The organism is Candidatus Manganitrophaceae bacterium (genome assembly GCA_016200325.1).
In the GTDB taxonomy this organism is placed as follows: domain Bacteria; phylum Nitrospirota; class Nitrospiria; order SBBL01; family Manganitrophaceae; genus Manganitrophus.
The window spans coordinates 232873-252398 of record JACQEZ010000007.1 but is presented as its reverse complement, the minus strand read 5'-3'; the positions used below and the strand labels follow the sequence as shown (position 1 = coordinate 252398).

Here is a 19526-nt window from a genome sequence, read left to right as displayed (position 1 = left end):
AATGAAGATCGTCACCGCGGAGGAGATGAAGCAGCTCGATCGGAAGGCGACGACCGATTACGCCATCCCCTCGCTCCTGTTGATGGAGAACGCCGCGCGGGGCTTGGTCGACGAGATCGAGCGGACGATCGCGCCGGTTCGCGGCAAGCGGGTCCTCATCCTGGCGGGCCGGGGAAACAACGGCGGCGATGGAATCGCGGCGGCGCGGCACTTCCGGATGCGGGGAGGCGCCGCCACCGTTTACCTCCTCTCCCCGATCGAAAAGGTGACCGGCGATGCCCGCATCTCCCTCGACATCTGGATGCAGAGCGGCGGGGCGCTTCAGGTGATCGGCTCGTTCCGCTGGAATCACCTGGTGCGGGAGCTGGCCGAGAGCGATTTGATCATCGACGCGCTTCTCGGGACCGGCCTCTCCCATCCGGTCGAAGGGGACTTTGCGAAGGCGATCACCCTGATGAACCAATCGGAGGGTCTCCACCCGGCGGTCCGGCCGATCGTCGCGATCGATATCCCGTCGGGGATTTCGGCCGACACCGGAGAGATCCTGGGGACCGCCGTGAAGGCCGACTTCACCTTTACGATGGCCCTTCCGAAGCGGGGACACTACCTCCAGGAGGGGCTGGAATACCGGGGAAAGCTCGGCATCGTCGACATCGGCTTCCCGCCGGCGCTGATCGAGGCGGCCAAGATCCCGATCGACCTGATCACCCCGGCGCAGCTGATCGGCTTCCCCCCTCCCCGCCCGCGGGGGGCGCACAAGGGAACGGCGGGGCACCTCCTGATCATCGCCGGATCGCTCGGCAAAAAAGGGGCGGCGCTGTTGTCGTCGCGGGCGGCGCTCCGCTGCGGCGCGGGATTGGTGACCGTCGCCCTCCCCAAATCGATCGATCCGGCGACCGCGGGATTACTGGAGGCGATGACCTTCCCCCTTCCGGAGACGGAAGAGGGGACGATCTCATTGGCCTCGGAAAAACGTCTCGCGGACGCGATCGAAGGAAAAGAGGGGGTGGCGATCGGTCCCGGTCTTTCTCAGAATGAGGAGACGCAGCGGCTGATTCGAACGGTCGTCGCGGAAACCGCGCAGCCGATCGTCGTCGATGCCGACGGTCTCAATGCGCTGGCGGGGGATCTCTCGGTGTTGAAGCGGCGGAAAACCCCGGCGATCTTAACCCCGCATCCGGGGGAGATGGGCCGCCTCACCGGGAAGAGCGCGGCCGAGATTCAGAAGGAGCGGTTCACCGTCGCCGCCGCATTTGCAGAGCAATGGAATGCCATCGTCGTCTTAAAGGGGGCTCATACGCTGATCGCGGCCCCCGACGGGAGCGTCCGGGTCAACAACACCGGAAATCCCGGAATGGCGACCGCCGGAATGGGAGATGCGCTGACCGGAATGATCGGCGCCTGGCTGGCGCAGGGGGTCGCGCCGCTCGATGCGGCCACCTGGGGGGTGGCGCTCCATGGACATGCCGGAGATCTGGCGGCCGCAGCGCGCGGTGAGATCGGGTTGATCACCTCCGATCTGATTGAAAAAATTCCGGAGGCGATTCAAACGCTCCGCGCCCTCCCGGAGAAACGAAACCGATCAACAGAAGGGCGTGACGGCAAGGCCGCACGCGATTGAGGCCATTATGACACTGACACAAATTACCTTTTTTTTCCTCCTTATCATTTCGGTCATCGGCATCTCGATGCTGGTTCACTCCTGGATCGATAAACGGCGGATCAAAAAGAGCTTCCTCCGGCTCGCCGCCGAGCTTCAAGGTTATGTCGCTCAGGAGAACGGGCTGGTCTACCCCCACTTCACCTCCGATGTCGATGGGCGGCGATTCGATCTTTTCTTCAAAGTGGTCAAGGCCGGCCGGCAACATATTCTCTATTACATCTACAGCATGAAGGCGGAGGTGCCGTGCGACCTGCTGCTGGTCAAGTCGGCCTTTTTCAAGCCGGTCAAAGATGAGGAATCGCTCGCCGTCTCCTCTGGAGAGGTTGTCTCCGGCGTCGACGCCCCTTATCAGCTCCGATCGCTCAATCCGGAGGAAGCGCGGGAGATCTTCGAACGGGCCGGTGTTGAGGCGTTTCTCGCCCCGCTGGATGAATTTTCCAGCCTGCAGCTCGGACCCGACGCCCTGGTGGTCGGAAAACCCTATGATGGACCGATCGACATCGATCCGGCCCATATCGTCCGAAATGTCCGGACCCTTCAAGAACTGGCCGAGGCGATGGAGCGATGCTTCACCCCCGCTTAGGAGCGGCGCGATAGAATGCCAGAGATGCCTGAGATGCGATTGATCGATCGGACGGGCGGCGCGGAGACGCCGGCAGAAAGACCCGAAGAAGCGCTGACCCTGCTGAGCGAGGGAGAGGCATCGACGGCGGCGCTGGGGGAACGGCTCGGACGGGAGGCGACCGGCGGCGAGGTGATCGCACTGATCGGGCCGCTCGGTGCGGGGAAAACCCGCTTCGTCCAGGGGCTGGCCAGAGGTCTGGATGTCCCGATCCGGTATGTCAACAGCCCGACGTTTATCCTCCTCCAATGCCATGAAGGGCGGCTCCCCCTCTACCACATCGATCTCTATCGGCTGGAGAGAGCGGCCGAGTTCGAAGCGCTCGGCCTGGAAGAATTTCTGGAGGGAGACGGGGTCTGCGCGGTGGAGTGGGCCGACAAAGGGCTCGCGCTGCTCCCCCCCGCCCGGCTGACGGCGACCTTTCGCTACGCGGGAGAAGGGCGGCGGGAGATCGACCTCTCGGCCGTCGGAGAAGGCTACATACAATGGCTTCAAAAAATTAAGGAAGAGCGCCGATGGGAAATAGCCGAAAAGAAGAAATAGCCGCCCTGGCGCGGCAGATCCGTGCTCGGCTCGATTGGTATCGGGAAGAAGGGGTCGATAGCTGGCCGCGGTTGGCCGCTTCGAAACCGACCCCGCCGCCGCCGGAGATCCCCACCCCCGCCGATATCGCAGTCTCCTCTCTTCTCAGCGACGTCCCGAGCGGCGGAGACCTCCTCCCTCTTGTCCCGCCGTCGAAGACATTGGAGGAGATCCGCGGGGAGATCGGCGATTGCCAGCGCTGCAAGCTCTGCAGCACCCGGAAGAACATCGTCTTCGGCACCGGAGATCCGAACGCCTCTTTGATGTTCGTCGGCGAAGCCCCCGGACAAGATGAAGACCTCCAGGGAAAGCCGTTCGTCGGCCGGGCCGGACAGCTCCTGACGAAGATGATTGAGGCGATGGGACTCTCGCGCGAGACGGTCTACATCGCGAATATCATTAAATGCCGTCCGCCGGAGAACCGCAACCCCCAGCCGGACGAGATCGCCGCCTGCAGACCGTTTCTTGAGATGCAGATTGCGGCGATCCGGCCGAAGGTCGTCTGCGCCCTCGGCACCTTTTCGGCCCAGACGCTGCTCGGGACACAGCAGAAGATCTCCGCCCTGCGCGGAAAATTCCACGACTATCGCGGGGTGAAAGTCCTCCCGACCTTCCACCCCGCCTACCTCCTCCGCAATCCGAGCGAGAAGAAAAGTGTCTGGGAAGATTTAAAAAAGATCATGGAGGAATTAAAAAAGATGGAAATGGAAAAATGAGCGCGCGGCCGGCGTCTACACTCCAACGCTTCACTCCGCACTCCGCATTCCGTATTCCGCAATCGGATTCTCGATGAACCACCTCTGGGCCCCTTGGCGAATGGCTTATATCAAAGGAGAAAAGCCGATCGGTTGTATCCTCTGCGAGAACCCGCGGGCAAAAAAGGACCGTCAGAAGCTGATTCTTGCGCGGGGAAAACATGCGTTCATCATGATGAACCTCTATCCTTATAACAACGGGCATTTGATGGTCTCGCCCTATGCGCATGTCAGCACGCTGGAAGAGCTCCCCGAAAAGGTCACCGCCGAGTTGATGCAGATGATGAAGCAAGCGCTCGGCGTGCTCCGGAAGAGCTACAAACCGGACGGCATCAATGTCGGGCTCAACCTCGGCAAAGCGGCGGGGGCGGGGATCGAGGAGCACCTCCATTTTCATATCGTCCCTCGCTGGACCGGGGACACCAACTTCATGACCTCCGTCGCGGAGATCCGGGTGATTCCCGAAGATCTGATGGAGAGCTACCGACAGTTAAAACGCCACTTCAAGTGAGGTCGTCATGTTCCGATTGATTTTTCTCATCCTCATCGTCTTTCTCCTCTTCACCTTCTCCTATATGAACCAAGAAGAGCGGATCTCGCTCCACTTTATCTGGGGAACGCCGACCCCGCCGGTGGCGGTCTATTTGATCGTGGCCGGGACCTTTTTAATCGGGACCGTCTTTGCGGTGCTGATGGTCTTTCCGGGATGGCTGAAATTGAAATTGGAACGGCGGAAGCTGGCAAAGCGGATCGAGCAGCTCGAATCGGACCTCGATCACCTCCGCTCCGAGGCGCTGCGGGTGACGGCGCCGAGCCATCCTTCGTTCTCCACCGACCTGGACGACACCCATGACGACCTACACGGCGATGGGTGAGAAAAAGAAAGCGGCCGGCGCTTCCATTTAAAAAGCACGTTGCGAAGCGCCGACGGCGGACGGCAATAAGGAATTCGTTATGAATGAAGCAACCCCCCTGATGAGGCAATACCTCGATATCAAGCGCCAAAACCCCGACGCAATTCTTTTTTTCCGCGTCGGGGACTTTTACGAGATGTTTTACGACGACGCGCTGACCGCGTCCAAGATTTTGCAAATCGCATTGACCTCCCGCGACAAGAGCAAAGAAAACGCCGTCCCCCTTTGCGGGGTGCCGTACCATGCCGCCTCCGGCTACATCGCGAAGCTGATCAAATCGGGATATGCCGTGGCGGTTTGCGAGCAGGTCGAAGATCCGGCGACGGCCAAGGGGATCGTCCGCCGCGAGGTCGTCCGGGTGATCACCCCCGGCACGCTGATCGAGCCGGAGCTGCTCTCCCCCAAGGAGAACAACTACGTCGCCGCCGTCACCTGGGACTTCGCCGCGCCGCTGGAGCGGGGCCGGTCGATCGGGCTCTCCTACCTCGATCTCTCGACCGGCGATTTTCGAATGGCCTCTGCCGACCGCTGGAGCGAGATGGAGGGGGAGCTTGCGAAGGTCGCCCCGCGGGAGGTGATCCTCCCCGCGACGCTCGAAGGGAAAGAAGAATCAATCGCCCCCTTTCATCGGCGCTGGCCGCTCCGCTTCGTCGACCCCGCTTTCTTTATCGCGGATCGGGCCGAGGCGACCCTCGCCGCCCATTTTCAGCTTCATTCCATCGCCTCGCTCGGCGGCGACCCCGCGGCGCGGCTCGCCGCCGGCGCCCTCTTGCGCCATGTCCAGGAGACACAGAAGACCGCGCTCGGAAACATCCTCTCGCTTCGCCCGCATCTCCCGGGGGAGCAGCTCCGCCTTCATCCCCTGGCGGTCCGGCACCTTGAATTAATCCCGACCGCGCGCGGATCGGAGGGAACGACCCTTCTCTCTCTCTTGGACCGGACCGTCACCGCGATGGGGGGGCGGCTCTTGCGCGAGTGGATCCTCCGGCCGCTCCTCTCCCCGGCCCCGATTATTGCACGGCAGGAGGCGGTCGCCGCTTTTTACAACGACCTTCCGCTGCGAACCCGGCTGCGGGGTCTTCTTCAGCAGGTCTCCGACCTGGAGCGGCTCATCGGCCGGATCAGCCTGAAAGCGGCGCATCCCCGCGATTTCATCGCGCTGAAAGAATCGGCCGCGCTCCTCCCGGAGCTCCAAAAAGCGCTCTCTGGAATGACGGCGCCGCTGATCGTCGATCTGATCCGAGGCTGGGACAACCTCGATGAGGTCTACCAGATGATCGAAAATGCGATCCTCCCCGATCCGCCCCTCTCCGTCAAAGAAGGAGGGGTGATCCGCGACGGCTACCTCCCGCCGCTCGACGACCTTCGCCGCTTCCAGAAGGAGGGGCGCTCGATGCTGACCGAGGTCGAGCTGCAGGAGCGACGCCGGACCGGGATCGAATCGCTCAAGGTCCGCTACAACCAGGTCTTCGGCTATTACATCGAGGTGAGCGAGACCCACCTGAAGAAGATTCCGGCCGATTACATCCGCAAGCAGACGCTGACCCGTGCCGAGCGCTTTACCACCGACGGGCTGCGGGAGATCGAGCGGAAGCTGGTCGGGGCGGAAGAGGCGATCCGGGCGATGGAGGCGGCCGCTTTCGAGGAGGTCCGCCAGACCGTCTCACGTCAGGCGGCCCGCATTCAATCGATGGCGCAGAAGATCGCGACGCTTGACCTGCTCGCCGCGCTCGCCGAGGTGGCGCACCAGAACCATTACCGCCGCCCCGAGGTCAACGACGGCCTAACGATCCGGATCATAGAGGGACGGCATCCGGTCTTGGAGCAGATTGCAAAAGAGCGCTTTATCCCGAACGACACCCTCCTCGACCCTCCCGGCCACCGGCTTTTGATTCTGACCGGGCCGAACATGGCGGGGAAGTCGACCTACATGCGCCAGGTGGCGCTGATCGTCATCATGGCGCAGATGGGGAGCTTCATCCCGGCGCGCGAAGCGACGATCGGGGTCGTCGATCAGATTTTCACCCGGGTCGGCGCCCAAGACGCCATCGCCGAAGGGATGAGCACTTTCATGGTCGAGATGACCGAGATGGCGCAGATCCTGAGGCAGGCGACCGCGCGCAGTCTCGTCCTGCTCGACGAGATCGGCCGCGGGACGAGCACCTTCGACGGCATCAGCATCGCCTGGGCGATCGCCGAGTATACCCACTCCGAGCGATTGGGGGCCCGCACCCTCTTTGCCACCCACTATCACGAGCTGACGCAGCTCGCGGTGAACGAAGGGATTCGGAACTACCATGTCTCGGTCCGCGAGTGGAACGATGAGATCATCTTTTTAAGACGGATGGTCGAAGGGGGGGCCGACAAAAGTTATGGGATTCAGGTCGCCCGGCTGGCCGGTCTCCCGGCGGAAATTGTCGGGCGGGCCAAAGCGGTTCTCACACAGCTCGAGGAGAGCGCCTGGCGCCCGGCCGTCTCCCTCCCCGCCGTACAGTCCGATCTCTTCTCCCCCCCTTCCCTCCCGGAACGGGAGGTCCACCCCGTGGTGCAGCGGCTTCGCCGGATCAACCCGCTTCAGATCACCCCCCTTCAGGCGCTCCAGCTTCTCGCCGATCTGGCGGAAGAAGCGCGCGAAGGATCGCCCGGCGCCGAGGAATCGGGCGCGCAAGAACGGTAAAAAAATAAGCCGGCCGCATCGGTCGCGGCCGACCGCTCCTCCCTTTCGACGCCGGCCGTCTATCCTTCCAGACTTCCAGATCGATCTTTTGACAGGACGATTGACTTAAATACCGTATTTAGGTAGGATCCCCCACATCCCCTCTGGAGGGAAGTGTCATGCGGATTGCCATCATCGGCGCCGGGAAGGGAGGGACCTCCCTCCTGGAGATTCTGTCCGAAGATCCTTCGATTAAAATCACCGGGGTGGCCGACCGGAAAAAGAGCGCTCCCGGCCTCCGGCTCGCCCGGGCGCTCTCCATTCCGACCACCACCGACTTCAACGACCTCTTGGGGAAAAAAAATGACATCATCATCAATGTCACCGGCTCACCGCGGGTCGAGGCGGTCCTTCAGGCCTCCAGAAGAACTGGGATCGAGATCATCAGCGGCCAATCGGCGAAGCTGACCTGGGCGTTGATTGATGAAAGGCAGAAGAGCCAACGCGAGACCGAACGGCTCCTCTCGGAATATCTCTCCCTCTATGATTTAAGCCTGAAACTCTCCTCCAACGAAAACATCAATCGAATTTACATGACGGTGATCGACTATGCGACCGATCTCACCCGGACCCCCGCCGGAAGCCTGGCGATGTTCGATGAGGAACAGGGGGAGATGGTCCTGGTCGCCGCAAAGGGGTTCTCCCGGAACTTTTCGCGCGTTCGCCGCTGGAAGGTGCGGAAAGGAGGATTGACGACGCACATCCTCAATCAGAAAGGGGTCATGGTGATCGAGGACCTCTTCCGGCACCCGAAATTCAACAACCCGGTCCTGCTCAAAGAGAAGGTGCATGCCGTCGCGGCGATCCCCCTTTGGAATGAGGGGAAGATCTTGGGTCTTCTTTATGTCGACGATTTCAAGCCCCGCTTTTTCTCTGAAAAGGAGACCTCGCTCCTCTCCTTGGTCTCGACGATCGCCGCGACCACCATCGGGAAGGCGAAGGTCTTGGAGAGGACCCGGCTGATGGCGATCACCGACGAGCTGACCGGCCTCTACAACCACCGGCATCTGCTGCAGCAGCTCTCTTCGGAGTTCTCCCGGACGCAACGCTATGGCCGGGCCTTGACCCTTGCGATGATCGACATCGACCACTTTAAGCGCTACAACGACACCCACGGACATCTGTTGGGAAATGAAATCCTCCGGACACTCGGGGACCTCATCCGAAAAAACATCCGCGAGACCGATATCGCGGCCCGGTATGGCGGGGAGGAATTCTCGATCATTATGCCGGAGACGAATCGGACCAAAGGAAGGTTGATTGCGGAGCGGCTGCGACAAACGATCGCCGTTTATCCATTTAAGCCGGCAGCGCCGCGGGGAGAGGCCATTACGATCAGCATCGGACTGGCCTCTTACCCGGAAAACGCCGGCTCCTCGCACGACCTGATCGAAGAAGCCGATCGCGCCCTCTACCGCGCGAAGACGATGGGCCGAAACCGGGTCTATGTCTCGTTGACGCGGGGGAAAAAGGGGGGGAAACAGTCTTGAAGTTTGATTTTAATCAATCGATCGCTTCGCGAAGCGATCGGGAACGCAAGGCCTTTCCCATCGGTTCCAGGCGCTTTCCCGATTCACCCTTTGGGAAGGACGGAAGGGCTCGAAGAGACCGCACCTGCTCCCTACAGGCTCAACTCCTGCGGCAGAAGATTGGGGTCGATTTTCCCGAGCGCCGTCAAAGAGAGATATTTCGAATCAAAGAGGCTCTTCGCCAACCCCTGTACCTGCTCTAACGACACCTTGTTAATCTCGCGGACCACCTCTTCGAGCGAGAAATGCCGTCCGAAATAAAGCTCGTCTTTCGCCAGCTTGCTCATCCGGCTGCTGGTGCTCTCCATGCTGAGCATGAGGCTACCCTTAATATGGTTCTTCGCCTGGTCCAGCTCGCCCGCCTCGACCCCCTTCTCTTTCAGCTTCTTGAACTCCTTCAAGATCAAGGAGATCACTTTCGGCGCGTTCTGCGGGCCGGTTCCGGCGTAAATGGTGAAGAGGCCGCCGTCTTGGTAAGAGGAAGGATACGAGTAGATGGAGTAGGCCATGCCCCGGCGCTCACGCACCTCTTGGAAGAGCCGCGAGCTGACGCTCCCTCCGAGGATGGTGTTTAAAACATAGAGGGCATATCGGTCGGGATGACGGTGCGGCAGCCCTTGGGTCCCGATACAGAGATGCACCTGTTCTAAATTCCGCTTTTTGACCTGAAAATGGGGGGTGATCTGCGGGGCAATCCGCGGATGCAGATCGACCTCCTCGGCGCGATATCCTCCGAACGATTTCTCCAATATCTTCATCAGCGGGTCGAGGTCAAAGTGGCCGGCGACCGAGATGACGATCTGTTTCGGATCGTAGGTCCGCTTGAGAAAGCGAAGGATCTTCTTCCGCGTCATCCCGGTGATCGTTTCAATCGTCCCGAGGATCGGCCGCCCGAGCGGGTTGCCTTTCCATACATCCTTGGTATAGAGATCGTGGACGAGGTCTTCCGGATCGTCTTCGACCATTTTGATCTCTTCGACCACGACCTGCTTCTCTTTGTCGATCTCGCGCGGATCGAAAGTGGAGGAGTGAAAATTATCGGAGAGGATATCGACCGCTTTGGAGAGGTGATCGTCCAAGACTTTGGCATAAAAAGTGGTTGTCTCACGGGAGGTGAAAGCGTTGAGCTCCCCCCCGATCGCATCGATCTCCCGGGCGATCTCCTTGGCCGACCGATTCTCGGTCCCCTTGAAGAACATATGCTCCAGGAAGTGAGAGATGCCGTGCTCGTGGGTCTCTTCGTCGCGGGAGCCGACATTGACCCACAGGCCGATCGAGACCGACTTCACCGACGACATCTTCTCCGCGACAATCCGTATTCCGTTGTCCAAAACCAATTTCCGAACCATGCGATTCGACTCTCCTCGAAAAACCGTGCGGGATGGAAGAAGGCGGACGCCGCCATTCGACGGCGTCCGCTTGAAATGCGACTATTCAGACTCTTTCGATTCTCTCGGTCCGCGGCTTTGCTGCCCGTCCGCCGGAGGGGGAAGGGTCTCCTTGCGGGAGAGGCGAATTTTGCCCTGTCGGTCGACCTCGAGGACCTTCACCGTGATCTCGTCCCCTTCTTTCACCTCATCGGAGACATTCTTGACCCGATGGTGGGCGAGTTGGGAGACATGGACCAGTCCATCGACCCCCCGGCGGAGTTCGACGATGGCGCCGAAATCCATGATCCGGGTGACCTTTCCGACATAGACCCGGCCGACCTCGACCTCCTCGACGATCATATTGATCATCTCGATCGCTTTCTTGGCAGCTTCCTCATCGGTCGAAGCGATATGAATCGTGCCGTCGTCCTGGATGTCGATCTTCACACCGGTCTTCTCGATGATCCCGCGGACCACCTTTCCACCCGGTCCGATGACTTCTCTGACCTTATCGGGCTTGACCTTGACCGTGACGATACGGGGCGCATAGCTGGAGAGCTCCGGACGCGAGGTGGAGAGCGCTTGAAGCATCTTATCGAGAATGTGGAGCCGCCCCTGTTTGGCCTGCTCCAACGCCCGCTTCATGATTGCAATGGTCAGACCGCCGATCTTGATGTCGAGCTGAAACGCGGTGACCCCTTGCGCCGTCCCGGTGACCTTAAAATCCATATCGCCGAGATGGTCTTCCAGGCCGAGGATATCGGAGAGGACCTGAACCCGATCTCCTTCTTTGATCAGCCCCATCGCAATTCCGGCGACCGGGCGGACGATCGGCACCCCGGCATCCATCAACGCCAGCGTTCCGGCGCAGACGCTCGCCATCGAAGACGAGCCGTTCGACTCGAGAATGTCGGAGACGATCCGGACGGTGTAAGGAAAGCTCTCCCGGCTCGGGATAATCGGCTTGAGCGCCCGTTCTGCCAGCGCCCCATGTCCGATCTCACGGCGTCCGGGGCCGCGCATCGGCCGCGCCTCGCCGACGGAGAAGGGGGGAAAGTTGTAATGGAGCATGAAGGTCTTCTTCGACTCGCCATCCAGAGAGTCGATCCGTTGCTCATCCTCGGAGGTTCCGAGGGTCACTACCGCCAAGCTCTGTGTTTCACCGCGGGTAAAAAGCGCCGACCCGTGCGTGCGGGGAAGGAGGCCGACCTCGCAGGTAATCGGGCGGATATCGGACGGCCCACGGCCGTCGGCCCGGACGCCTTTGGTCAAAATCATCTCGCGCACCGCTTCCCGTTCCAAATCATGGAAGAGCGATTTGACCTCGCTGGTGCGATCTTCCTCCCCGGTATTGAGCGCAGCGAGCTTTTCTTGAAGGATCTGATCGAGCCGCTCTTGCCGCTCGGCTTTGTTCGGGACCAGAACCGCTTGCTGAATCGGCCCCATCCACCCCTCTCTGAGCTGCTTTTCAAATGCCACATCCCGCTCGACTGCAGCGGGGGCGCGTTTTTGTTTTCCGACCTTCGCCTGCAGCTCCTTCTGAAGCTGGATCATCGTCTGAAGCGCCTGATGACCGAAAGCGACCGCCTCCAGCACCACCTCTTCGGAGAGCTCTTTGATCTCGCTCTCAATCATCATGACGGCCTCTGCGGTGCCGGCAAGGACGATGTTCATGTCGCTCTTCTCAATCTCCTCCAGGCTCGGCATGGCCACGAACTTCCCGTCGATTCGACCGATGCGGATTGCACCGATCGGCCCGTTGAAGGGGATGTCCGAGATCGTTACCGCCGCGGAGGCGCCGACCATCCCGAGAATTTCGGTCGAAGCGCTCAGATCGCTCGAGAGAACCGAAGTGATGAGCTGCGTCTCGTAATGCCAGTGGTCCGGGAAGAGCGGCCGCATCGGACGGTCGATCAGCCGGCTGGTCAACACTTCCTTTTCGCTCGGCTTCCCTTCCCGTCTGAAAAACCCGCCCGGAATCCTTCCGGCCGCGTAGGCCCGCTCTTGGTAATCGACCGTGAGCGGAAGAAAATCGACATCTTTCGGCTCTTTTGCCGCAACGGCGGTGGCGAGGACCATGCTGTCACCGTATTGGACGAGGACCGCCCCGTCCGCCTGTCGGGCCATCCGGCCCGTTTCCAAAATTAATTTCTTTCCTGCGATTTCCGCTTCTACACGATGAACCATCGTCATCGACTCCTTTTATGATAGACATGCCGCAGCGGGCCGCAGAACTACAATGAAAAACCAACAAAGAGAATGGGGAGGAATCCGGTCCTTCACCCTCCTTATTGGCTCATCATTGTATTTCTGGGCCGACCACGCAGAGGTTGAGTTACTTTCTCAAACCCAATTTGGCGACAATCGCCTTATATCGGGCGAGGTCATTTCGTTTCAAATAATCGAGAAGCTTCCGGCGGCGGCTGACCATATTGATCAGGCCCCTGCGGGAGTGGTGATCTTTCTTGTGTGTCTGAAAGTGCTCCGTAAGATAGGTAATCCGGTTCGTCAAGAGGGCAATCTGAACCTCCGGAGAGCCGGTATCGTTCTGATGGGTTGCGTTGCTCTGGATGACTTCCTGCTTCTTCTCTTTCACCAACACGTGCGTTTCTCCTCTCTATGCGGTTAATAAAGTGGACTTTCAATCGATTCTTTCGCAGCGCCCCCCGCCGGACGACTCAGCGCCGGCAGAGCCGCACTCTCTTCCGAGAGTTCAGAAAGAACCGTTTCTATTTTAAACAAGCGCTCTTTGCCGCTCACCTCTTCCGAAGAGGCCACAGCGCGCCCGATCGCCAAGAGCGTCCCCGACGGATCGAGCAGTCGAAGCGACTCCCCTTTTTGGAAGGAATCGAATTTCAAGATTCCCTCGGCGCCGCAGGCGGCGCCATGCAATATTTTTTCTCGGTAGTGCTCCCGGACCGAGATCGCGGGAAAAGCGGCCAGCACGTCATTCAATGTATAGGCGCTCTTCGCCCAGGTTCCCTCGGCATAAAGCGCCGCAAAACGGTTGAGCTCGACCGCCTCGCCGATTCGAAACGAACCGGAGCGGGTCCGGCGAAGCCGGAGAAGATGTCCTCCCACCCCCAGCTTTGCCCCGATGTCGACGCAGAGGGTCCGGATATAGGTCCCCTTCGAGCAGACGACGCTGAAGGAGATATCCCGTCCCTCGCTCTTTTGAAAGCGGATCTCCCGGATCGTCACCGGCCGGGCGGTCCGCTCGACCGATTTACCGGCGCGCGCCGACCGATAGAGGGGAACCCCTTTTACCTTGATCGCGGAATACATCGGCGGGATCTGTTCATAGGTCCCGACAAACGATTCGAGCGTCTCTCGGACCTGTCCGAGCACCTCGGCCGACACCTCGCAGCGCCGAAGGACCGTCCCGGTCGCATCTTCCGTGTCGGTCTCCTCCCCCAGCCGCAAAACCGCTTCGTACTCCTTCTCCCCTTCCATCAGAAAGGGAACGACCTTCGTCCCCTTTCCGAAACAGACCAGGAGCACACCGGTCGCATCCGGATCGAGCGTTCCGGCATGGCCGACCTTCTTTATCCGCAGCACGCCGCGAAGCTTCGCGACCACGTCATGCGAGGTCCAGCCGGCCGGCTTATCGATGTTCAGGACACCATCTTTCATCATCAAATCACTCTGATTGCGGATTAAAAAATACCCGATCTTTCTCTCTTCTATTCCGAAATCCGCATTCTCATCTCACCGCGCCCGAGACGTCGTAGATCGCTTCCCGTGCGGTAGAGAGAACCCGCTCCTTGACCTGTTCCCAGGCGCCGAAGCAGGTACAGCCGGCCGCATAGGTATGCCCCCCGCCGCCGAGCCGCTTTGCCAGGAGTGCCACATCGACCTTTCCCTGGGAGCGAAAGCTGATCTTATATTGGTCGGGGCCCGCTTCCCGGAAGAAGATCGCCACCTCGACCTTTTCAATGGAGCGGGGATAGTTCACAAAGTCCTCGGTATCTTCCAGGGTCGTTCGGGTCCGCTGCAGCTGCGACTGCGTCACCCGGATCCAGGCGAGCCGGTCGTCGACGCTGATCTCCATCTGTGTCAGGACCTCTCCCAACAGCTGCATCTGACCCGAGGTGTTCGCGTCGTAGAGGGCATGCGCGATTCGAGCCAGGTCGGCGCCGCTCTCGATGAGCTCCGCCGCCATCCGAAGGGTCTTTGAAGAGGTGTTGACATACCGGAAAGAGCCGGTCTCGGTCGCCAGCGCGGTATACAGCGCGGTCGCAATCGGCGGGGTGATCTCGGTGCCGAGCGCCTTGAGGAGATCATAAATCATCTCCCCCGTCGCCGTGGCGGTCGGAACGACCCAGTTCACATCTCCGAAGGCGGGATTGGTCACATGATGGTCGATATTGACGAGAATTTCCGCCGGCAGCGGCCGCGGATAGCCGGTCCGCTCCAAGGTGCCGCAGTCGACAACAATCAGCACCTCCGAAGAAGGGGTGACGGTCTCCCGTTGCGAAAAAAGGCCTTTGTGGGGAAGAAAGAGGAGCTGGCGGGGGAAAGGGTCCTTATTGATGACCTCCGCCGTTTTTCCCATCTGACGAAGCGCCATCGCCAGCGCCAAGCCGGAGCCGAGGACATCTCCTTCCGGGCTGACATGTCCCGTAATTAAGAACGACTTCTTTTGTTGAAGAACGGCGACGACGTCAGCGAGGCTCATTCATTTCCTCCTCGGCCATTATTTCTCGTCTATTTCTCATCTTTCTCAATTTTCTCTATCCGATCGAGCAGGTCCAGAACGTGAGAGACCCGGTCGGTCGTCTCATCCGGGAGAAAAGAGATCTCGGGAATCCGGCGCAACGCCAGCCGCCGCGACAGCTCCGCCCGAACAAATCCGGTCGCCTTCTTCAGCCCGAGAAAAGTCTGCTTGGCATCTTGATCTTTCTGGACCGTGACAAAAACCTTCGCATGCTGCAGGTCATCCGAGACCTCGACGCCGGTCACCGTCACAAACCCGATTCGCGGATCGCGCGTCTTGGTCGCCAAGATGTCGGCCACCTCCATTCTGATTTGATCTCCAATCCGGCTCGTTCTCTTGAACTCTTGCACGGCAAACGAAACCCCCATTGCTTTCTCCGGAGCGCGGCTAAATAAATTCAAGTTGATGATGGACGATCTGGACTTCGGGATGGCTTGCCACAAACCCGACGACTTTGTCCATTACTTCATTCACGAAGCTTCGGTCGTTCGCAACGGTCGTCACCCCGAGGATCGCCTTCTGCCAGAGATCCTGCTCGCCGACCTCCGCGATGGCGACGTTAAATCGATTCTTCACCTTGGTCTTGATGCTCTGCAAAACATGTCGCTTCCCCTTCAGCGAGCCGTTCTGCGGAATATACAATTCGATGGTGCAGACGCCGACGACCATTGAAAACCGCCGCCTCTATAACTTTCCCGCAATCTTGTCGTACGTGTAGACTTCGATCACGTCGCCGACCTTGAGGTCGTTGAAGTTCTCAACCCCGATCCCGCACTCGTAGCCGGTCTGGACCTCCTTCACGTCATCTTTGAAGCGCCGCAATGAGCCGACCTTCCCCTCGTAAACGACCACGCCGTCTCGAAGGACCCGGGCGCCGGCGCTGCTTCGGGAGACCGTCCCGCTGCTGACATAGCCCCCGGCGATGAACCCCTGTTTCGGAATTTGAAAGACCTGCCGGACATCGACCCGTCCGAGCGTCCGCTCCTTGAGCGTCGGCTCGAGCAGACCCTCCATCGCCGCCTTCACGTCGGCAATGGCGTCGTAAATGATCGTGTAGAGCCGGATGTCGACCTTCTCCCGCTCCGCCAGCTCTTGCCCCTTCGCCTCCGGCCGGACGTTGAAGCCGATGACGATGGCGTTCGAGGCGGAGGCGAGGAGCACATCCGACTCGGTGATCCCGCCGACCCCGCGGTGAATCACCCGAAGCTTGACCAAAGGAGAGCTCAGTTTTTCGAGCGACTCTTTAATCGCCTCGGTGGAGCCTTGAACGTCGGCCTTCACGATGATGTTCAGCTCCTTCACGATTCCCTGCTGGATCTCCTGATAGAGATCATCGAGGGTGACCCGGTGCGATTGAGACAATTCGACCAGCCGCTGCCGCTGCGAGCGGCTGTGGGCGACATCCTTGGCGACGCGATCGTCGGTGACCACAACGAAGGTATCTCCTGCGAGTGGCACCCCATCGAGTCCGATGACCTCGACCGGCATCGACGGACCGGCCTCGTCGACCTTCTGTCCCTTGTCGTTGATGAGGGCGCGGACCTTTCCAAAATGGGTCCCGGTCACGAAGGCATCCCCCACCCGCAGCGTTCCTTGCTGGACCAAGACGGTCGCGACCGGACCGCGGCCGCGGTCGAGCTTTGCTTCGACGATCGTCCCGGCCATCGGCCGGTTCGGATTCGCCTTTAACTCGAGCACTTCGGCCTGCAGGAGGATCATTTCAAGGAGCCCTTCCAGACCGATCTTCTTCTTCGCGGAGACCTCGGCGAAGATCGTTTTGCCCCCCCACGCTTCCGGAATCAGCTCATACTCGGAGAGGGCCGTTTTGACCCGCTCCGCATTCGCCTCCGGCTTGTCGATTTTGTTCACGGCGACGATGATCGGCACCCCGGCCGCCTTCGCATGGTTGATCGCTTCGACCGTTTGCGGCATCACCCCATCATCGGCGGCGACGACCAGGACGACAATGTCGGTGACTTTGGCCCCGCGCGCCCGCATGGCGGTAAACGCCTCATGGCCCGGCGTGTCGAGGAAAGTGACCCGCTTTTCTCCGACGGTGACGGTGTAGGCGCCGATATGCTGCGTGATGCCGCCCGCCTCCCCTTCCGTGACCTTCGTCTGTCGAATCGCATCGAGCAGCGACGTCTTTCCGTGGTCGACATGGCCCATAATGGTAATCACCGGCGGCCGCGGCAACAACGTATCCGGATCTTCCGAGGCCGGCTGGTTAAGGATCTCCTCTTCCGTTTTCTCGGAGACCATTTCCGCCTTCACGCCGAATTCCTCCGAAATGAGAGAGGCCTCATCCAGCGAGATCGGCTGGTTGATCGTCGCCATTTTTCCCATCACCATCAGCTTTGCGATGATGCTCGGGACCTTCTGGCCGATCAGCTCCGAGAACTCCTTCACGGTCATCCCTTCATAGAGCTTGACCACTTTTCTTCGGGGCTTGGTAATTTCGGCGGTGACGGCAAGGCCTCTGCGGACCCCCTTCCGATCTTCTTTCCGATGAATCGGCTTGAAGTCCTGCCATTTTCTCGCCTCCACCGGAACCTCGGCGACCGTCTCGACCTCCTCCACGACCACCTGCGGATCCCAGCGCTCCCGCTGCTTCGGACGCTTCGCCTTGTCTTTGAACTTAGCGGCGGCGTCTTTCTTCACCTCGGTGCGCGGCTCGATCTTTCCCTTCTTCTTGTCTTTGTCGCCTTTCTTGTCGGCCGTCTCCTCTTTCTTCGCGCCATCCGGAGAGATGACCTTGGCGACCTCCGCTGCGGCCGCAAGCGGCTCTGCGATCGGAGAAAGAGGAGGCGCACTCTTTACCTCTTCGGTCGAAACGGAAGGGACCGCGGCCTCGGGCGCGGTCAATGCCGCCGCGGCGGGCGCCTGCTCATTCACGGGGCCGGACGGGAGCTCTTTCCCGATGCCGTCGACCGGTATCTCCTCCGTCACCAACGGGGCGGCCATCGCCGCCAGCTCTTCTGGGGTCGGCCTCTTTTTAATTAAGACGCGCGATTTTTTCTCCGCGACCGGAGCGGGAGGAGGGGCCGCCACTTTGGCGGACTTCGTCCCCTTCGAGGCGACCTTCACAGTCCCCGACTTATCCATTCCCTTCATGACCGTCTGGATGTCGCTCTCCTCCAAGGCGGCCATATGATTGCTCGCCTTGATGCCGAGTCGCTTGAGGAGCGCCATCATCTCCTTGGTCGGAATTCCGATTTTCTTCGCAAGCTCAAACACTCTCATGGGACCTTCACCTTCTCTCATTCGTTGCAAACGATCCTATGCCCCCTCCCCCTTCTTTTCCATTTTGAGGAGGGCGCGTGCTTCTTCGATGATCTTCCCTGCGGTCTTCTTTCCAATCATCGGAAGATCGGCAAGGGCGTCTTCGTTCGCCTCCGCCAGTTTTTGGACGGTGTCTATTCCTTTTTCTTTCAATCCTTCAATCATATTCTCGCCGACGCCCGGCACATCCGAAAGGGTATACTCCTTCCCCTCGGCCGCCTGACGTTGTTCCGCCACCATCTGGGCATCCTGCTGTAATTTCTGCTCATGGGAAATAGCGGCCGCGATCTCTTGCTCGCGCTCTTTGGCCCGCTCTTTCTCATATTCTCCCTGATTGATGATGTCGAGCTTCCAGCCGGTCAGCTTGGCGGCGAGCCGGACATTTTGACCCTTCTTGCCGATCGCGAGCGACAGCTGCTGATCCGAGACGACGACGAGCGCCGATTTCTCTCCCTCGTTGATCCCGACCTTCTCGATCACCGCCGGGCTGAGCGCCTCTCCGATAAAGGTTCGCGGGTCCTCGCTCCAGGTGACGATATCGATCTTCTCCCCTTTGAGCTCGCGCACGACCGCCTGAACGCGGGAGCCGCGGACGCCGACGCAGGCGCCGACCGGATCGACCGCCTGATCTTTCGAGAAAACGGCGATCTTGGTCCGATCGCCCGGCTCTCGGACCACCCCTTTGATAATGACGACCCCTTCGGCGATCTCGGGGACCTCCATCTCAAAGAGCTTGGCGACGAAGTTCGGGTGGGTGCGGGAGAGGACGATCTGCGGCCCCTTGGCGGAAGGTTTTACCTCCAGCAGATGGGCGCGAATCCGATCGCCCCGGCGATACGCTTCCCGCGGCACCTGTTCTTGATAGGGGAGGATCGCTTCGGTCTTGCCGAGCTCGACAATGTAATTGCGGCGCTCCTGGCCGAGGATCATTCCGCTGATGATCTCCCCCTGCCGGACGGAGTACTCACGATGAACCGACTCCCACTCCGCCTCGCGCACCCGCTGGAAAATGACCTGCTTTGCGGTCTGTGCGGCGATCCGGCCGAAGTCTTCCATTTCCAGCAGCGAGCCGATCTCGTCTCCCAGCTCCGCCGTATCGTCGACCTTCTTCGCCTCTTCGAGAGAGATCTCGGCCCGGGGGTTGGTCACCTCTTCAACGATCTTCTTCAGCGAGATCACTTCGATCTCTCCGGTCTCGGAGTCGAGCCGAACCTGAATATTCTCGTTGGCGCCGTACCGTTTTTTCGCGGCGGTCAGAAGGGCCGACTCAACCGCCTTGATGATCTTTTGACTCTCTATTCCCTTCTCTCTTCCAATCTGGTCGATAACAGAGAGGAGCTCGCGATTCATTTTACGTTTGACCTCCGCAATAAAAT

Annotated in this window: 17 protein-coding genes; 8 read left to right on the top strand and 9 right to left on the bottom strand. The window is 60.0% G+C overall.

Annotated elements, in window-relative coordinates:
* Position 1: 1 nt before the first annotated feature.
* From HY282_05460 to HY282_05425, 8 genes are all read left to right on the top strand, one after another.
* A complete protein-coding gene (locus HY282_05460) occupies positions 2-1621 on the top strand; it encodes an NAD(P)H-hydrate dehydratase (GenBank protein MBI3803193.1) in 1620 nt (539 codons plus the stop codon).
* A gap of 7 nt (positions 1622-1628) precedes the next feature.
* Entirely contained in the window at positions 1629-2246 is a 618-nt protein-coding gene (locus HY282_05455) for a hypothetical protein (protein MBI3803192.1), read from the top strand.
* 33 nt (positions 2247-2279) lie between these two features.
* Positions 2280-2828 (top strand): tRNA (adenosine(37)-N6)-threonylcarbamoyltransferase complex ATPase subunit type 1 TsaE, encoded by a 549-nt coding sequence (gene tsaE, locus HY282_05450; GenBank protein MBI3803191.1) that lies wholly within the window; start codon positions 2280-2282, stop codon positions 2826-2828.
* Positions 2801-3583, top strand: coding sequence for a uracil-DNA glycosylase (locus HY282_05445; protein ID MBI3803190.1), 783 nt, complete (start codon positions 2801-2803; stop codon positions 3581-3583). Before tsaE ends, HY282_05445 begins: the two co-directional genes overlap by 28 nt.
* Positions 3584-3656: 73 nt before the next feature.
* Entirely contained in the window at positions 3657-4133 is a 477-nt protein-coding gene (locus tag HY282_05440) for an HIT domain-containing protein (protein ID MBI3803189.1), read from the top strand.
* A gap of 7 nt (positions 4134-4140) precedes the next feature.
* Complete coding sequence (locus tag HY282_05435; GenBank protein ID MBI3803188.1) at positions 4141-4497, top strand: LapA family protein; 357 nt, start codon at positions 4141-4143, stop codon at positions 4495-4497.
* 79 nt (positions 4498-4576) lie between these two features.
* Positions 4577-7213, top strand: coding sequence for a DNA mismatch repair protein MutS (gene mutS, locus HY282_05430; protein ID MBI3803187.1), 2637 nt, complete (start codon positions 4577-4579; stop codon positions 7211-7213).
* A 158-nt stretch (positions 7214-7371) separates the two neighbouring features.
* Entirely contained in the window at positions 7372-8742 is a 1371-nt protein-coding gene (locus tag HY282_05425) for a diguanylate cyclase (protein MBI3803186.1), read from the top strand.
* A gap of 131 nt (positions 8743-8873) precedes the next feature.
* Here HY282_05425 and HY282_05420 read toward each other — a convergent pair whose 3' ends face one another.
* The 9 genes from HY282_05420 to nusA form a co-directional block, all read right to left on the bottom strand.
* The gene (locus HY282_05420) at positions 8874-10130 is read right to left on the bottom strand and encodes an insulinase family protein (protein MBI3803185.1); all 1257 of its coding nucleotides are present in this window, start codon (positions 10128-10130) and stop codon (positions 8874-8876) included.
* A gap of 81 nt (positions 10131-10211) precedes the next feature.
* A complete protein-coding gene (pnp, locus tag HY282_05415; protein MBI3803184.1) occupies positions 10212-12338 on the bottom strand; it encodes a polyribonucleotide nucleotidyltransferase in 2127 nt (708 codons plus the stop codon).
* A 148-nt stretch (positions 12339-12486) separates the two neighbouring features.
* Entirely contained in the window at positions 12487-12753 is a 267-nt protein-coding gene (gene rpsO, locus HY282_05410; GenBank protein MBI3803183.1) for a 30S ribosomal protein S15, read from the bottom strand.
* 23 nt (positions 12754-12776) lie between these two features.
* Positions 12777-13787: a tRNA pseudouridine(55) synthase TruB gene (truB, locus tag HY282_05405; protein ID MBI3803182.1), complete on the bottom strand. Its 1011-nt coding sequence runs from the start codon at positions 13785-13787 to the stop codon at positions 12777-12779.
* A gap of 67 nt (positions 13788-13854) precedes the next feature.
* Positions 13855-14829, bottom strand: a complete 975-nt coding sequence (locus tag HY282_05400) for a bifunctional oligoribonuclease/PAP phosphatase NrnA (protein MBI3803181.1) — start codon at positions 14827-14829, stop codon at positions 13855-13857.
* A gap of 29 nt (positions 14830-14858) precedes the next feature.
* A complete protein-coding gene (gene rbfA, locus HY282_05395; protein ID MBI3803180.1) occupies positions 14859-15236 on the bottom strand; it encodes a 30S ribosome-binding factor RbfA in 378 nt (125 codons plus the stop codon).
* A 19-nt stretch (positions 15237-15255) separates the two neighbouring features.
* Positions 15256-15537 carry a DUF503 domain-containing protein gene (locus HY282_05390; GenBank protein ID MBI3803179.1) on the bottom strand — a complete coding sequence of 94 codons (282 nt, stop codon included), beginning with the start codon at positions 15535-15537 and terminating at the stop codon, positions 15256-15258.
* 15 nt (positions 15538-15552) lie between these two features.
* Positions 15553-18111, bottom strand: coding sequence for a translation initiation factor IF-2 (gene infB, locus HY282_05385; protein ID MBI3803178.1), 2559 nt, complete (start codon positions 18109-18111; stop codon positions 15553-15555).
* Between the two features lie 36 nt (positions 18112-18147).
* Entirely contained in the window at positions 18148-19500 is a 1353-nt protein-coding gene (gene nusA / locus HY282_05380; protein MBI3803177.1) for a transcription termination/antitermination protein NusA, read from the bottom strand.
* Positions 19501-19526 lie beyond the last annotated feature (26 nt).

Bases quoted from the DNA above. Each gene is read 5' to 3' on its own strand.
- HY282_05460 (MBI3803193.1), top strand. From the start codon at position 2: ATGAAGATCGTCACCGCGGAGGAGATGAAGCAGCTCGATCGGAAGGCG.
- mutS (MBI3803187.1), top strand. From the start codon at position 4,577: ATGAATGAAGCAACCCCCCTGATGAGGCAATACCTCGATATCAAGCGC.
- HY282_05435 (MBI3803188.1), top strand. From the start codon at position 4,141: ATGTTCCGATTGATTTTTCTCATCCTCATCGTCTTTCTCCTCTTCACC.
- HY282_05420 (MBI3803185.1), bottom strand. From the start codon at position 10,130: ATGGTTCGGAAATTGGTTTTGGACAACGGAATACGGATTGTCGCGGAG.
- nusA (MBI3803177.1), bottom strand. From the start codon at position 19,500: ATGAATCGCGAGCTCCTCTCTGTTATCGACCAGATTGGAAGAGAGAAG.
- HY282_05390 (MBI3803179.1), bottom strand. From the start codon at position 15,537: ATGGTCGTCGGCGTCTGCACCATCGAATTGTATATTCCGCAGAACGGC.
- HY282_05425 (MBI3803186.1), top strand. From the start codon at position 7,372: ATGCGGATTGCCATCATCGGCGCCGGGAAGGGAGGGACCTCCCTCCTG.
- pnp (MBI3803184.1), bottom strand. From the start codon at position 12,338: ATGGTTCATCGTGTAGAAGCGGAAATCGCAGGAAAGAAATTAATTTTG.
- HY282_05440 (MBI3803189.1), top strand. From the start codon at position 3,657: ATGAACCACCTCTGGGCCCCTTGGCGAATGGCTTATATCAAAGGAGAA.
- infB (MBI3803178.1), bottom strand. From the start codon at position 18,111: ATGAGAGTGTTTGAGCTTGCGAAGAAAATCGGAATTCCGACCAAGGAG.
- tsaE (MBI3803191.1), top strand. From the start codon at position 2,280: ATGCGATTGATCGATCGGACGGGCGGCGCGGAGACGCCGGCAGAAAGA.
- HY282_05455 (MBI3803192.1), top strand. From the start codon at position 1,629: ATGACACTGACACAAATTACCTTTTTTTTCCTCCTTATCATTTCGGTC.
- HY282_05400 (MBI3803181.1), bottom strand. From the start codon at position 14,829: ATGAGCCTCGCTGACGTCGTCGCCGTTCTTCAACAAAAGAAGTCGTTC.
- HY282_05445 (MBI3803190.1), top strand. From the start codon at position 2,801: ATGGGAAATAGCCGAAAAGAAGAAATAGCCGCCCTGGCGCGGCAGATC.
- rbfA (MBI3803180.1), bottom strand. From the start codon at position 15,236: ATGGGGGTTTCGTTTGCCGTGCAAGAGTTCAAGAGAACGAGCCGGATT.
- truB (MBI3803182.1), bottom strand. From the start codon at position 13,787: ATGATGAAAGATGGTGTCCTGAACATCGATAAGCCGGCCGGCTGGACC.